The sequence below is a fragment of the Bdellovibrio sp. MYbb2 genome (genome assembly GCF_056175685.1).
The window spans coordinates 130,662-144,634 of record NZ_JBJKJI010000002.1 but is presented as its reverse complement, the minus strand read 5'-3'; the positions used below and the strand labels follow the sequence as shown (position 1 = coordinate 144,634).

Sequence of the window (13,973 nt, the reverse complement as noted above, 5' to 3'; positions counted from 1 at the left end):
TTGACCCTTCTTGTATTTAGTGTCACGGTTAAGGTCTATCAGGTCAAGAAGTGAGAGTTTATATATGACAAGCGCAAATGAGATTCCTTTGATAGTGACGATCCCCCATTCCGGCGAAAACGTTCCTGATCAAACGCCTTGGCTGAAGTCTTTGCCCGAGGAAGTTTTGATGTGCGACGTGGATCGCTTTGTCGACTTTCTGTATGAACCGACTTTGCACAAGCTGCATATTCCCTATGTGAAAACCGAGTGGCACCGCTATGCGGCCGATTTGAATCGGGTGCCTGAAGACGTGGACGCAACTTCCGTTATCGGCAACAGCAACCCGGCAGGCATGCACAACCGTGGCTTTCACTGGGTGATCACGACTTACAAACATCAGCTGATGAAAGAACCAATGTCCGTGGAGGCGCACAACGAACTGGTGAAACTGGTTTACGAGCCCTTCCATGCCGGCGTTCGCAAGCTGTATGCGGACTTGCACGAAAAAGGTTTTAAGAAAACTTATCACATTGATGCGCACAGCATGCCTTCTTTGGGGACCAGTGAACATCGCGACCCAGGCGAATTGAGAGCCGATATCGTTGTCAGCGACAGCAAAGGCAAAAGCTGTGATCCCCGCTTTAAAGATCTGGTGATTGCGGCCTATGCCTCTGCCGGATTCAAGGTCGGTTACAACTGGCCGTATTTTGGCGGACGCGTCACAGAGCAGTATGGCGATCCAAAACGCGAGCAGCATACACTGCAGGTGGAGCTGAATCGTTCGTTGTACATGGATGAAAAGACCAAAAAATTGAAGCCGGAAGAAGCGAAGAAAGTTCAGGAGAAGCTTCTGTCGGCCGTCAGTTATGTCCGCAACAATTTGCTGCATATAATGTAGGGCGTCGTAAAGCCAAAAAGCATGGTCTTAAAAGCCGATCTAAACTATTGATAGCTATACCAAAATCAATAAGCTCTCAATAAGGATCGGCTTTGGATAAATCCTCTGCGCCCCAAAAATCCCTGTTCAAAAAAATCAATAAGCCTTTGGCATCGTTGAAGCTCGCGGTTTTCATCATCGTATCCCTGGCCGTGATCACCGCAGTGGGGACATTTGTTGAAGCCCGCTACGATGCTTATGCCGCTAAAAAAACGGTTTACGACACGTGGTACATGTACGGGATCATGGGCCTTTTGGTGATCAACTTGACGGCCGTGATGGCCGATCGCTGGCCGTGGAAAAAACGCCATGCCGCCTTCGTTTCAGCACACATCGGGATTATCATTTTGCTGGCGGGTTCGCTTCTGACTTGGAAGTGGGGTCTGGATGGTTCCATGCGTGTGGGGATTGGTGAATCCAACAACTTCGTGCAAACGGCTGAAACCGACATTGTTGTGTACACGTCGTTTGACGGGGACCGCTACACGAAAACTCTGGAACAGGAAGTGGACTTCTTTAAGAATCCGCCCACTGTTGAAAAGCCTTTCATCATTCCGGCGTATGAAGGTGAAATCAGAATTGTTGATTATAAAAAATACGTTGTTCCATCCAAGAAGGTGATCGAAGGCGAAGTCGGCAAATCCGGCGCGGGCCTGCGTTTCCAGCTTCAGAATGACAACGTGAATGTGATCGAATGGCTGGTTCAGAAAAAACCGGGCAATCTGGTCAGTCATAATTTCGGCCCGGCGCAAATCTTTATGGGGCCGGCTCCAGAAAAACCTCGTGGCGCCAATGAAATCTTCCTGACTCCGGAAAAAGACGGTTTGAAATACGTGGTCTTCCAGAAAGACTCTGACAAGCCTTTGAAAAAAGGTTTTGTGAAAGAAGGCGACGTGTTTGATCCGGGCTTTAAAATGGCCCTGAACTTCCGCGTGCTGCGTTTCATGCAGGCCGCCCGTGAAGACTGGGATCTGCAGGATTCCAGCCGTCCCACGCCGCTGACCACTTCTGCGGTGAAAATCATCTTTGACGGCAAGGAAAACTGGGTTCTTCTGAATGACATGGTGAAGCTGTTCACCACGAATTCTGTGTACCTGTTGACGTACGGCAACCGTCGTATTGATTTGGGTTTCAATTTGAAGCTGAAGAAATTCGAAGTGGCCCGCTATCAGGGAACCATGCGTGCGGCGGCCTATGAAAGTCTGGTGGAAGTTCCGGACTTTGGCGAATATCTGATTTCGATGAACGAGCCTTTGAAATACAAAGGCTTGACCATCTATCAGGCCAGCTTCCAGGAAGAAGACGGCCACCCGGTGGCTTCGATCTTCTCTATCAACCATGATCCAGGCCGCTTCCTGAAGTACCTGGGGTCTTTGGTTTTGTCTTTGGGTATCGTGCTTTTAATGTGGTTTAAACATCTCGATTTCAAACTCGCCCGTAAGGCGGGGACTGGGAAGAAAGAATCATGAAAAAAATATTCCTCATCATTGCTTCATTGTTGGTGACTTGCGGAGCTGTGGCCAAGCCCGGTGATCTGCTGAAATCAATGCCGGTTCAGGACGGCGGTCGTATCAAGCCTTACGACAGCTTCGCCAAAGAAATGCTGGAAATTGTCTATGGCAAAACCAAATTCGAAGGCCGCAATGCCACCGAAATCGTTTTGACGTGGATGCTGTCTCCGCAGGCGTGGGAAGGCAAAAAAATCTTTGAAGTGCGCAACCATCAGGTTTTGCAGGCGATGAATCTTCCGAAAGATCAGCGCTATTTTAACGGTGAAGAGCTGTTTGCCAACGAAAGATTCACCCTGCTTCGTCAGGAGCTTCAGGCCAAGCGTGAAACCAAGGAAAAGCTGGATCCTTATTTCCAGGCTTTGCAGCGCCTGGAAAATCAGTTCTTTGTATTTCAGGAAATCGCCGCCGGCCGCATGATGAAGGTCGCTCCTCCGAAAGAAGGCGACACGTGGCTTGCCGTGGCGGATTTGCCTGAACATCTTCAGGCTAAGTTCCTGGATGTGACCAAGGCCTTTGTGACTTATCTGGGTGTGATCGCGGAAAAAGGGGATTCTTCAGTTTCCGGCAAAGCTCTGGATGAAGCGGTTGCGGCGTTTGAGGCGGCAGCGCAAACAGAAAATCCGGCGTTGTACAGTCTGGGCGGCAAGATCACGGCGGAAGTTCACTATAATTCCTTCCATCCTTTCCGTTGGGCGTATGTGTTCTATTTCCTGGCGTTCATCGTGTTGTTGTTGGTGTGGGCTTTAAGTAAAGAGTCTTTGATGACGACAGCGTGGGTGCTGTTGGGGATCGGTTTTGCACTGAACACTTATGGATTTGGTTTGCGCATGTACATCATGGATCGCGCACCGGTATCCAATATGTATGAAACGGTTGTCTGGGTTGCCTGGGGAACGGTGTTGTTTGCGGCGATTCTGGAAATCATTTACAAATACAGATTGATTCTGGTGGCGGGGACTTTGGTGGCGGCCTTCGGTCTGGTGATCGCGGACTTTGCTCCAGCGGTTTTGGATCCTTCCTTGCAACCGCTTGAGCCGGTTTTGCGCAGCAACTACTGGCTGACGATTCACGTGATGACAATCACTATCAGTTATGCGGCCTTCTTCCTGGCGTTCGGGTTGGGTGATCTGGGCTTGTTCTATTATTTGCGTGGTGAAGATAAACACCAGGCGCAGATCAAAGCCATCACCACCAGTATTTATCGTGCTATGCAGATTGGTGTCGCGTTCCTGGCTCCGGGGATCATCCTTGGTGGTATCTGGGCCGATTACTCTTGGGGCCGCTTCTGGGGCTGGGATCCAAAAGAAACTTGGGCTTTGATCGCGTTGCTGGGTTATCTGGCGGTGTTGCATGCACGCTATGCGGGCATGTTGAAGCATTTCGGAATGGTAGTGACAGCGGTTATCACTTTCTCTTTGGTGATCATGGCGTGGTACGGAGTGAACTTCGTACTTGGCGCGGGGCTTCATTCCTACGGCTTCGGTGCCGGTGGGGTTGAGTATGTGTCTGCTTTCGTGGCAGCACACATGCTGTTAGTGGTTTATGTGAGTGTGATTAGACAAGGTAGAGGGAAAAAGGCGACGAAAGAGTCTTAAATTTGGTGTGCACAATATTTGAGCGGAAGGGTCTGAGGTTCTCTCTTTTTCAATATGCTTGCAAAAAGAATATGGACAACTGGACTTTTCCACCATTAAATAGGAGCAAACTAAAATTAGGACAGCATTCGTTTGTCTTTGGCCCACATCGTAATGAGTTAGCGAAGGATGATTATGCATCGGGTATTCAAAAGAACAGCGGCGGGCGCAATTGCGTTTATTGGCGCGCTCATGGTTACAACACTTCTCACAGGCTGCAAATTCCAGCCGGGTTGGGGATATAATAAAGGATACGCTCCAGAACAGCCGATTCCTTTTGAGCATTCCCTGCACGTGGGTACACACAAAATTCAGTGTCAGTACTGCCACAACCAAATTGAGAGAACAAAACACGCAAACATTCCTGCACTTTCAACGTGCATGAACTGTCACTTGCAGGTTGCAACTGACAAGCCTGCGATTCAAAAGCTGCGTGAAGCTTATGACAACGGGGACTCCATTGAGTGGACTCGCGTTCACATGCTTCCGGACTTCGTTCACTTCAACCACAATGCCCACATTGCCAAAGGCGTGAACTGTCAAACGTGCCACGGTCCGATTGAGACCATGAAAACGGTTCAACAGTTCTCTGATCTCTCTATGGGTTGGTGCGTGAACTGTCACCGTCAGCCAGAGAACAAAGCTCCTCTTAACTGCTCAACTTGCCACTACTAAGGGTTTGGTAAAATGTCTGAACATCATGATCACGATCACGATTTAGAAATGAAAAAAGCGCTTCGCCCGAAAGTGGAGCGTGACACAAAATACTGGAACAGCCTTGAACAATGGAGCAATGATCCTGAGTTCAACAAAATTGCTTCCACAGAATTCCAGTCCTCTCCATTGCGCGAGGCGGATGACGAAGGTGGCTGGGCACGCCGTGAATTCCTGAAGCTGATGGGTGCTTCCATCGCGATGGCTTCTGCAGGTTGCATCCGCCGTCCGGTTCAGAAAATCGTTCCTTACAACAAACAGCCGGAAGAAGTGACTCTGGGTATGGCGAACTACTATACCTCTGCATTCTTCGATGGTTCTGACGCTTTGGGTGTTTTGGTTAAAACACGCGAAGGCCGTCCTATTAAAATTGAAGCAAACCCTGGTCATCCATTCAGCGTTAGCGGTTTGAGCATCCGTTCCCAGGCTTCTTTGTTGTCCATGTATGACCCTGAAAGACTGAAAGGTCCTCAGCGCAATCTGTTCAACGAAAAGAAATCCAACAGCCAGGTTATCGACGTTAAGTGGGAAGACCTGGACAAAAAAGTTGTTGAGCAATTGAAGAAAGGTGACGTTGTCATCCTTTCCGGCAACGTGGCGTCCCCGGCAACCCGCGCGGTGATCGGTGATTTCGCACAAGGTTTCAAAGCCAAACACGTGGTTTGGGAAGCTCTTTCAAATGACGACGTTCGTGAAGGTCAAAAAGCCTCTTATGGCGACGATGTGGTACCGGCATTCCGCTTCGATAAAGCGAAAATGATCGTTTCCATCGATGCTGACTTCCTGGGTACATGGATTTCTCCTACGGCATTCACGAATCAGTTCGTTGAAGGTCGTAAAGACATCAAAAACATGAGCCGTCTGGTTTCCTTCGACTCCAATTACTCTTTGACTGGCGCCAATGCGGACATCCGCATGAAAATCAAGCCTTCCCAGCAACTTGAAGTTGTGATGGGTCTTCTTCACGAAATCATCGTGAAGAAAGGTGCTTCCTCTCAAGCTGGCAACAGTGCGGTGAAAGCGGCTTTGGCTCCATTTGCTGATGTAGCTAAAAAACTGAATGTTGAACCTGCTTTGTTCGCGAAAGTGGCGGCAGATCTTTGGGCTAATCAGGGCACATCCCTGGTGGTTGCGGGTGGTATCACCACTTTGACTGAAAAATCCCAAGAACTTCAGGTGGCAGTGAACTTCCTGAACTCCATCCTGGGTAACGACGGTAAAACCGTGGACCACAACGGTGGAAACAAAGGCGACAAAGCTTCCCATGCTGACATGGCTGCTTTGATCAAAGACATGAAAGATGGCAAAGTGAAAACTTTGATCATCCACCGTGTGAATCCAGGCTTCGTTCTGGGCGCGGACATGGGCTTTGCAGAGGCAATCAAAAAAGTCGATCTGGTTCTTTACACAGGTGACCGTATTGACGAAACAGGCGTATTTGCTGACTACATCACTCCGGACAACCACGCGTTGGAATCCTGGAGTGATATGGAACTGGCTTCGGGTGTTTACAGCATCTGTCAGCCGTCCATCCGTCCAATGTACGACACTCGTTCCTTCCAGTTGTCTTTGATGACTTGGGCGTACCTTGCGAGTGTGGGTCCATCCCGTCTTCGTGACTACGAGACCTTCTATGATTACCTGCGCGTATTCTGGAAATCCGACATCTTCCCTAAACACGGGAAAGGTCAGGGCTTCGAGGACTTCTGGCAGACAGCTTTGCAAAAAGGTTATGTAGGAGAGATCAGCTCTGGTTCTTCTTCTCGTTCCTTCAAAATGGATGCATTTACATCCATCAAGCCAGCAGCGGCGAAAGAAGGCTTTGAACTGGCTCTTTATTCCACGTCTCAGCACGGTGACGGTTCGCTTGCGAACGTTTCCTGGTTGCATGAGCTTCCAGATCCAGTGACCAAAGCAGTTTGGGACAACTATGTGATGGTTTCTTTGGCGACGGCTGAAAAGCACGGCCTGAAACAAGCCACTGTGGTTGAACTGACTGTGGGCGGTAAAACTCTGGAACTTCCAGTGTTGATCCAGCCAGGTCTGCATGACGACGTTCTGGCAGTGGCTGTGGGCTTCGGTCGCACGCGTGCTGGTAAAGTGGGTAACGGCATCGGTCAAAACGCCTTTGTCTTCGTTACTGCCAAAGACGGTAAAGCCGTTGCAGCTGGAACTGCTGCGTCCTTCAAGAAAACTTCCAAGAAGTATGAAATTGCGATCACGCAAGGTCACCACACAATGGAAGGCCGCACTATCGCGGTTGAAGCGACACTGGCTGACTACAACAAAAAGAAATCCACAGGCATCCCGCACCCTCACGTATGGTCCATCTGGTCCGGTCACGAATACAGTGGTCACAAATGGGGTATGGCGGTTGATCTTCATACTTGCACAGGCTGTTCTTCCTGCGTGATTGCATGTCAATCCGAGAACAACATCCCGGTTGTGGGTAAAAGATACGTTCTTGAAGGTCGTGAGATGCACTGGTTGCGTATTGACCGTTACTACATCGGCAATCCGGAAAACGCAGAAGCGGTATTCCAGCCGGTTATGTGCCAACACTGTGACAATGCTCCGTGCGAAACGGTGTGTCCGGTTCTGGCGACGGTTCACTCTGACGAGGGTCTGAACGACATGGTTTACAACCGTTGCGTTGGTACTCGTTATTGCGCGAATAACTGCCCTTACAAAGTACGTCGTTTCAACTGGTTCAACTATGCGAAACTGATCGAGAAGCCGATGCACATGGCTCTGAATCCTTCTGTGGGCGTTCGTACCCGCGGGGTGATGGAAAAATGTACATTCTGCGTTCAAAGAATCCAGGATGCCAAAACAGTGGCTCGCAATGAAAAACGTCAGTTGAAAGACGGGGATGTTAAGGTTGCGTGTCAGACTGCATGTCCTGCAGGCGGTATCGTATTCGGTGACCTGAATGATCCAAACAGTGCTGTAGCCAAAATCTTCAAAACTGAAGAACGTGGTTACGCACTTCTTGAAGAGTGGCACGCGGCTCCGTCCGTTCGCTATCTTTCCAAGATCCGTAACAATGATAAAGAATCAACTGGTGATCAAAAAGGTCACGGTACTGCAAAACAAGGTGAGCACTCATGATGAAGCGTAGCCCATTAGTCCTTGGCAATAAAACTTTGAAAGATGTTACTGACGACATCTGCGCTCCGGTGGAACGCTTCCCATCCAAAGGTTGGGTGGGGATGTTCCTGGGTGCGAAGACGTTGCTTCTGTTCTATATCGGTATCCTGGCATCCGTAGTGGGTGTTGGTATCGGTCTTCTGGGTGTGAACAGCCCGGTGTTCTGGGGTACGATGATCGTTACGTTCGTATTCTGGATCGGTATCGGTCACGCCGGTACTCTGATTTCCGCGGTTCTGTTCCTGTTCCGTCAAAAGTGGAGAACTTCCGTAGCTCGTACCGCAGAGGCGATGACCGTCTTCGCGGTAATGACCGCGGGTCTGTTCCCGCTGCTGCACACGGGTCGTCCTTGGTTGGATTACTGGTTGTTCCCGTACCCGAATCAACGTGGTCCATTGTGGGTGAACTTCCGTTCTCCGCTTCTTTGGGACGTTTTCGCGGTATCCACTTACGCGACAGTTTCCATGGTGTTCTGGTACATCGGTTTGGTTCCTGACTTTGCAACCATCAAAGACCGTGCGAAGAACAAACTTCGCCGTACTGTTTACGGTGCGTTGTCTTTGGGTTGGAGAGGCACTGCGAAGAACTGGTCCCACTACGAAATGGTTTACTTGCTTCTGGCAGGTCTTTCCACTCCGCTGGTTTTGTCCGTTCACACGATCGTATCCTTCGACTTCGCGGTTTCTAACCTTCCGGGCTGGCACACCACGATCTTCCCTCCATACTTCGTTGCCGGTGCGATCTTCTCCGGTTTCGCGATGGTTGTGACCCTGATGACTTTGGTTCGTATTGGATTCCCTGAATTCAAGAACTACGTAACATTGGATCATATGGAAGTGATGAATAAGATCATCATGACCACAGGTATGCTGGTTGGTTACGCGTACGCGTCTGAGTTCTTCATTGCTTGGTACTCTGGCAACCAATACGAGCGCTTCGTGTTCATCAACCGTGCGTTCGGTCCTTACGGCTGGTCATACTGGATCATGGTATCTTGTAATACCATCTTCCCTCAGTTGTTCTGGTTCCGCAGATTCCGTCGTTCCATCCCGGTGATGTTCGTAGTGTCCATCCTGGTGAACATCGGTATGTGGTTCGAGCGTTTCGTGATCACTGTGACTTCTTTGCACAGAGACTTCCTGCCTTCTTCCTGGGGCATGTACGCTTGGTCCTGGTTCGATACCGGGGTTCTGGTTGGATCCTTCGGTATGTTCCTGACGCTGTTCTTGTTGTATTTGCGTCTGTTCCCTGCGGTTTCTATCGCGGAAGTGAAGCCCGTATTGCATGTGGGTTACGATGATAAAGGAGGGCACCACTAATGGCGGCTAAATATACTAAAGGTATTGCTGGTATCTGGTTGGAAGAGCATCAAATTCTGAAAGCGACCCGCAAAGTGCGTGAGTCCGGTTTCACGAAGTTTGAAGCAATCTCTGCTTATCCTATTCACGGAATGGAAGAAGCTGCGGGCATCAAACGCTCGTGGATTCCTTATGTGGCCTTCACTATGGGTCTGGCTGGTTTGGCTGGCGGTTTGGGTCTGACTTATTGGACTTCCGCGGTGAACTGGGCCGTAAACGTCGGTGGTAAGCCGTTCTTCAGCTTGCCTGCGTTTGTACCTATCATGTTCGAATTGACGATTTTGTTGTCGGCGCTTTCTTCAGTAGGGGCTTTGTTCTATGCCTGCGGTATTCCGCGCATGGATCCACCGGTGATTGATCCGGATCTAAGCTGCCACAAGTTCGCTATCTTTATCCCGCACAATGACAACGGTTACGACGAAGCTAAAATTGAATCCATGTTCAAAGAGCTTGGCGCAACTGAAGTGAAGAAGACGGAGTACTAGTAAGATGAGAAACATCGTGAATATTTCAATGGGTGTTGCAGCAGCAGGATTGGCTGTTCTGGCGTTGTCCAGCTGCGGTCCTCGTGGCAACAAGCCGAATGTGGAAATTATCCAGGATATGATGGTGACTCCGGCTGTGAAGGCTCAGTCCTACGATGCGGATGCTCCTCATCACCGTGGTATGCGTGTTCCTCCAGAAGGTACAGCTCCGGTTGGTTTTGAACCGTACCAGTATGCTACCGACGTGGAAGCCGCTTCCAAGAATCTGAAAAATCCACTGGCTGGCAAAATGGACGAAGAGACTTTGATCGTAGGTCAGAAATTCTACGAGACAAACTGCGCTCTTTGCCATGGTTACAAAGGTGAGGGCGGTGAGGCTGCAAAGTCCACCATCTCTGCAAAAATGGCGTTGAAACCACCTTCTTTGCTGACTGATAAAGTCAAAGGCTGGACTGATGGTCACATGTATCACGTGATCACAGTGGGTCAGGGTGTGATGGGTCCTTATGCTTCCCACATTCCTCAGCAATACCGCTGGCAGGTTGTTAACTATATCCGCTTCCTAGAGAAGCAAGAAGCTAAGTAGGTTGTAAATGGGCGCAAGCAATCATCATGTAAATCTGCATGTATCGAAATTTGAAGCTCCGGCGAAATTGAAAACGCTGAGCTTCGCCCTGATCGCTATTGGTCTTTTGACTTTCGTGATCGGTCTTATGAAAAATCAGGACAGATTGTGGACTTCCTATTTGGTGTCCTATTTCTACTTCTCTTGCCTGGCATTGAGTGGTTTGTTCTGGATCGTTATCAACAACGTGGCTAAAGCCGGCTGGTCTGTATCCATCCGTCGTTATGCTGAAGCAACAACGTCCTTCCTGCCGGCGATTTTGATCGGTGGTTTGGTTCTGTTGGTTGGTTTCAAACACCTTTACCCTTGGGCAAACCCAGAGGTGGTGGCTGAAAATCCGGTGATCGCAGCGAAAACCGGCTACCTGAACATGGGTGGCTTCGTGATTCGCCTGTTCATCTTTGCGGTCGGCTGCATGATCTTCCGTCATGTGATCGTGGGCAACTCTTTGAAACAGGACAAATCCGGTGACGAGTCTTTGACGACGAAATCCGTGGCTCCGTCTGTTGGTTTCATTGTGTTCTACGCATTGATGTTCTCTTTGTTCTGCGTGGATCTGTTGATGTCCTTGTTGCCAACCTGGTACTCCACCATCTTTGGTATCTATGGCTTCTCTGGTATGTTCCAGGCGGGCATGGCATTCCTGGCGATCGTTATCGTTTTGATGAGACGCTCTGGTTTGGTTAAAGGTTATGTGACTGAAGAGCACCAGCACGACGTGGTGAAATACCTTAAAGGTTTCTCCATCTTCTGGGCTTACATTGCGTTCTCTCAGTTCATGTTGATCTGGTACGCTAACATCCCTGAGGAAACAGAATACTACATCGCGCGTGCACAAGGCGGCTGGATGAGCATCTCTATGGCTCTTCTGATCTTCCGTTTCGTGGTTCCGTTCCTGGCGCTTTTGCCTCGTGGAATGAAACGCAACGACAGCAACGTGTTGTTGATCTCTGTGTTGGTATTGGTAATGCAATACGTGGACATTTACTGGATGGTTTACCCGAACTTCTTCGACGGTCACGTGACCTTCGGATTCTGGGAAATCGGCATCTTCGCTGGTTTCGCGGGTGCGTTCCTTCTGACAATCATGTCCTTCTGGTCTAAGCACTCTTTGGTTCCGTTGAAAGATCCAAGAATGCACGAAGCGCTGAACCACCACGTTGCTTACTAAGTAGCACGTGGTCGCCTGACGGAGTGGGGGCCTTGGCCCTCAAAACGCTCAGACAGTCCTCGCACGAAGGGAGCCTTTCTTGGCTCCCTTTTTTTATTCTTTTTACTCTTCTGATTACTACTGCCGTTTTTTCAGGTGCTGCGGAACTCGGTTTTGAGGGCCAAGGCCCCCACTCCGCCAGCCTCCTGGCTCTTATTCAGCACCGGGTGTTTCATCGCCGCCTCGAAGACGTTTGGCTGTTTCGCCTTTGGCGAAAGGCGCCCGGACAGAAAAGGTGCCTGGTTGTTTTTTCTGGCTACAGCGCGCTGGCGCCGCTGGTCGCCGGTTGGTGGAGGGAGGGGATCTTTATTTAAAAGGTGCCTGATGATTTTTTACGCCTACAGTGTGTCATTGGTGGGGTTCTTGGCCTGTATTTTGGCCTTATTTGGCGTCTTTAGTTGTTTCTGTTTTACGTTGGCAGATCCTTGGGCTGTGTGGAGGACGTATGAGAAACTTGCTCTCTGTGCTTGTGATCTTGTTGCTCTTGACGACGGTGGATTCGCTGGCGGTGCCGGTTTCATCAGCCGATAAAACTCATAAATTGGTGGATCAGTATTATGCTGCCAAAAGCCTCTGGGGTTCGATTTTAGGCAATCCTCCAAGACCTTTGCCTCCAGAGGAATACCCGCCGGATTCTCCTAGTAATCCTGGCAATCCGCCGCCGAACCGACCGCCGAATTGTCCTCCGGATGGCGGGGGCGGGGGAGGATTTCCTGGCCGTTGTGTCGAGGCGGTTTGTAAGCAGCTCAGTCGTTTTGACTGTGACGACAAGGATGACATGTACGAAGTCACCCGGGCTTGCCGCAACGTCAGCGGGCCTTGTGTGACCAGCATTTGCAGTCGCATGTCGCGTTTTGCCTGTGATGAAAAGGTCGAGGTCTTTGAGGTCGCGGGGCTTTGTCGGGGAGTCGTCGATGTGTCCTGTATCGATTATGTCTGCTCGCGCCTGTCGCGCTTTGACTGTGACGAGATATCTGAGCTGCGCGAGGTCGCCCAGCAGTGCCGTTAAGGTGGCTTTATCCTAAACTTGAAAATATAAAAAACGACCGGTTTAAGCCGGTCGTTTTTGTTTTGGGAAATGATTGCGGAATTACTTTTTCATCGTGTCTGAAGCGTCTTTAGCCGCATCGACCGTGGCATCTTTGCCCTCTTCCACGCGGTTGCCAGCTTTCTTCGCGGCGCACTTCACATCGCCGTCCATACACACGGCTTCTTCAGCGCGGTTCATGCCTTTTTTGGCGGTTCTCTTGGCTTTGCGGCCGGCTTTTTTGGTGCCGACTTCGGCGTCTTTGTACATTTCTTTGGTTTTATCACCAGCCTTGTTCATGGCATCTTTGGTGGCGTCTCCGGCTTTTTCCATTTGTGCGCCGGCTTTGTCGGCCGTGCTGGGTTCTTCTGCGATTGCAAAAGAGGTCATTGCCAGGAATGCGGCGGCAACCATAAAGATCGATTTCATGTGTTTCTCCTTGAATGATGTTTGGGTTTTATGAGCAATATTCAAAGATGTTCATTTGTATTTTTGCTTAGGTAAATCAGTAATTTAACAATGTTGTTTAAAGCATTCTGTACGACTGTCCACGGGCTATACGGTGATCTCAAATATAGACGCGTTTGATCCGTGGGCTTCCGTTTTGCAATGAAGTCCTTCATGCACAATGAGCGTTTTAAAGACCTTATTTATCTCAGTTCGAGCCAGCATTTGCCTTTGTATCTGCAAAGACTGCGGGGCGTGCGCTGGTATCGGTCGCGAAGTGCGGCTGAACTTAAGGAAACACTTCAATCTTCAAAAGGGGATCTTCACGTGATCATTCGCACCGAAAACCTCAGTCTGCGCGCAGTTCAGGCCTTCTTAAGCTGGAGTCACTCACAGGTGAAGGCGTCGTTTATTTTTATCGCTCAACATATTGAAAACTCTGTACATCAGCTTATTTTAAATCGCCCGGACATTCTGGTGTTGAGAGAGTCTGAACGCGAAAGAATAGAACAGCTCGTGACGCGTCGCCTAAACGGCGAGAGTCTGAAAAGCCGCAAGCAGGACCGCATGGTGGTCAGTTCTCCGGTGATGCTCAAGAAGTCCGTGATGGCCGAAAGTTCCCCGACCGGGGCGTGGGTACAGTTCCTGCGCGAAGGCCACATGGTGGACTTTTCCCAAGGCGGGGCGCAGATATCCCTGGGGCAGGAACAGGTCCAGAAAAAGGACTTCATAAGTTTGATGTACAAGAACCAGCATGGCGTCTGGGTGTCTGTGGAATCTCAGGTCCGCTGGGTCGGATGTTCAGCTGATGGCGAGCAGATTATTGGTGTGCAATTTCTTGCGGTGAGTGCTTGACCCCTTGAGGGTGGGGGATTACTACTAATGTGATGCAA

12 protein-coding genes are annotated in these 13,973 nt (G+C 49.8%); 11 read left to right on the top strand and 1 reads right to left on the bottom strand.

Annotated elements, in window-relative coordinates; all coding sequences use genetic code 11:
* Positions 1 to 64: 64 nt before the first annotated feature.
* The 10 genes from AC04MQ_RS10680 to AC04MQ_RS10635 all read left to right on the top strand — a co-directional run bounded on the left by AC04MQ_RS10680 (position 65) and on the right by AC04MQ_RS10635 (position 12,615).
* Positions 65 to 880, top strand: coding sequence for an N-formylglutamate amidohydrolase (locus tag AC04MQ_RS10680; protein WP_051026287.1), 816 nt, complete (start codon positions 65 to 67; stop codon positions 878 to 880).
* Positions 881 to 972: 92 nt separating this feature from the next.
* Positions 973 to 2,388 (top strand): cytochrome c biogenesis ResB family protein, encoded by a 1,416-nt coding sequence (locus AC04MQ_RS10675; protein ID WP_475392069.1) that lies wholly within the window; start codon positions 973 to 975, stop codon positions 2,386 to 2,388.
* Positions 2,385 to 4,025, top strand: coding sequence for a cytochrome c biogenesis protein (locus AC04MQ_RS10670; RefSeq protein ID WP_475392068.1), 1,641 nt, complete (start codon positions 2,385 to 2,387; stop codon positions 4,023 to 4,025). The genes AC04MQ_RS10675 and AC04MQ_RS10670 overlap by 4 nt, the downstream gene beginning before the upstream one ends.
* A gap of 231 nt (positions 4,026 to 4,256) precedes the next feature.
* On the top strand, positions 4,257 to 4,739 hold the full coding sequence (locus AC04MQ_RS10665) for a cytochrome c3 family protein (RefSeq protein WP_235046312.1): 483 nt from the start codon (positions 4,257 to 4,259) through the stop codon (positions 4,737 to 4,739).
* A 12-nt stretch (positions 4,740 to 4,751) separates the two neighbouring features.
* Entirely contained in the window at positions 4,752 to 7,889 is a 3,138-nt protein-coding gene (locus AC04MQ_RS10660; protein ID WP_475392067.1) for a TAT-variant-translocated molybdopterin oxidoreductase, read from the top strand.
* Positions 7,886 to 9,247, top strand: a complete 1,362-nt coding sequence (gene nrfD / locus AC04MQ_RS10655) for an NrfD/PsrC family molybdoenzyme membrane anchor subunit (RefSeq protein ID WP_011164088.1) — start codon at positions 7,886 to 7,888, stop codon at positions 9,245 to 9,247. Before AC04MQ_RS10660 ends, nrfD begins: the two co-directional genes overlap by 4 nt.
* On the top strand, positions 9,247 to 9,771 hold the full coding sequence (locus AC04MQ_RS10650; RefSeq protein WP_015090751.1) for a DUF3341 domain-containing protein: 525 nt from the start codon (positions 9,247 to 9,249) through the stop codon (positions 9,769 to 9,771). Before nrfD ends, AC04MQ_RS10650 begins: the two co-directional genes overlap by 1 nt.
* A gap of 4 nt (positions 9,772 to 9,775) precedes the next feature.
* Complete coding sequence (locus AC04MQ_RS10645; RefSeq protein WP_015090752.1) at positions 9,776 to 10,357, top strand: c-type cytochrome; 582 nt, start codon at positions 9,776 to 9,778, stop codon at positions 10,355 to 10,357.
* Between the two features lie 7 nt (positions 10,358 to 10,364).
* Complete coding sequence (locus AC04MQ_RS10640) at positions 10,365 to 11,567, top strand: hypothetical protein (protein WP_015090753.1); 1,203 nt, start codon at positions 10,365 to 10,367, stop codon at positions 11,565 to 11,567.
* Between the two features lie 484 nt (positions 11,568 to 12,051).
* Entirely contained in the window at positions 12,052 to 12,615 is a 564-nt protein-coding gene (locus tag AC04MQ_RS10635) for a hypothetical protein (protein ID WP_475392066.1), read from the top strand.
* A gap of 81 nt (positions 12,616 to 12,696) precedes the next feature.
* Here the strand turns inward: AC04MQ_RS10635 and AC04MQ_RS10630 are convergent, their stop codons facing one another.
* Positions 12,697 to 13,062, bottom strand: a complete 366-nt coding sequence (locus AC04MQ_RS10630; RefSeq protein WP_475392065.1) for a hypothetical protein — start codon at positions 13,060 to 13,062, stop codon at positions 12,697 to 12,699.
* A gap of 180 nt (positions 13,063 to 13,242) precedes the next feature.
* Here AC04MQ_RS10630 and AC04MQ_RS10625 point away from each other — a divergent pair, with 180 nt between their 5' ends.
* The gene (locus AC04MQ_RS10625; RefSeq protein ID WP_475392064.1) at positions 13,243 to 13,935 is read left to right on the top strand and encodes a PilZ domain-containing protein; all 693 of its coding nucleotides are present in this window, start codon (positions 13,243 to 13,245) and stop codon (positions 13,933 to 13,935) included.
* Positions 13,936 to 13,973: the final 38 nt, after the last annotated feature.

Excerpts from the sequence above, each read along its gene's own strand:
- AC04MQ_RS10670 (WP_475392068.1), top strand. The coding sequence starts at position 2,385 with ATGAAAAAAATATTCCTCATCATTGCTTCATTGTTGGTGACTTGCGGA.
- nrfD (WP_011164088.1), top strand. The coding sequence starts at position 7,886 with ATGATGAAGCGTAGCCCATTAGTCCTTGGCAATAAAACTTTGAAAGAT.
- AC04MQ_RS10635 (WP_475392066.1), top strand. The coding sequence starts at position 12,052 with ATGAGAAACTTGCTCTCTGTGCTTGTGATCTTGTTGCTCTTGACGACG.
- AC04MQ_RS10630 (WP_475392065.1), bottom strand. The coding sequence starts at position 13,062 with ATGAAATCGATCTTTATGGTTGCCGCCGCATTCCTGGCAATGACCTCT.
- AC04MQ_RS10640 (WP_015090753.1), top strand. The coding sequence starts at position 10,365 with ATGGGCGCAAGCAATCATCATGTAAATCTGCATGTATCGAAATTTGAA.
- AC04MQ_RS10665 (WP_235046312.1), top strand. The coding sequence starts at position 4,257 with ATGGTTACAACACTTCTCACAGGCTGCAAATTCCAGCCGGGTTGGGGA.
- AC04MQ_RS10650 (WP_015090751.1), top strand. The coding sequence starts at position 9,247 with ATGGCGGCTAAATATACTAAAGGTATTGCTGGTATCTGGTTGGAAGAG.
- AC04MQ_RS10645 (WP_015090752.1), top strand. The coding sequence starts at position 9,776 with ATGAGAAACATCGTGAATATTTCAATGGGTGTTGCAGCAGCAGGATTG.
- AC04MQ_RS10660 (WP_475392067.1), top strand. The coding sequence starts at position 4,752 with ATGTCTGAACATCATGATCACGATCACGATTTAGAAATGAAAAAAGCG.
- AC04MQ_RS10625 (WP_475392064.1), top strand. The coding sequence starts at position 13,243 with ATGAAGTCCTTCATGCACAATGAGCGTTTTAAAGACCTTATTTATCTC.
- AC04MQ_RS10680 (WP_051026287.1), top strand. The coding sequence starts at position 65 with ATGACAAGCGCAAATGAGATTCCTTTGATAGTGACGATCCCCCATTCC.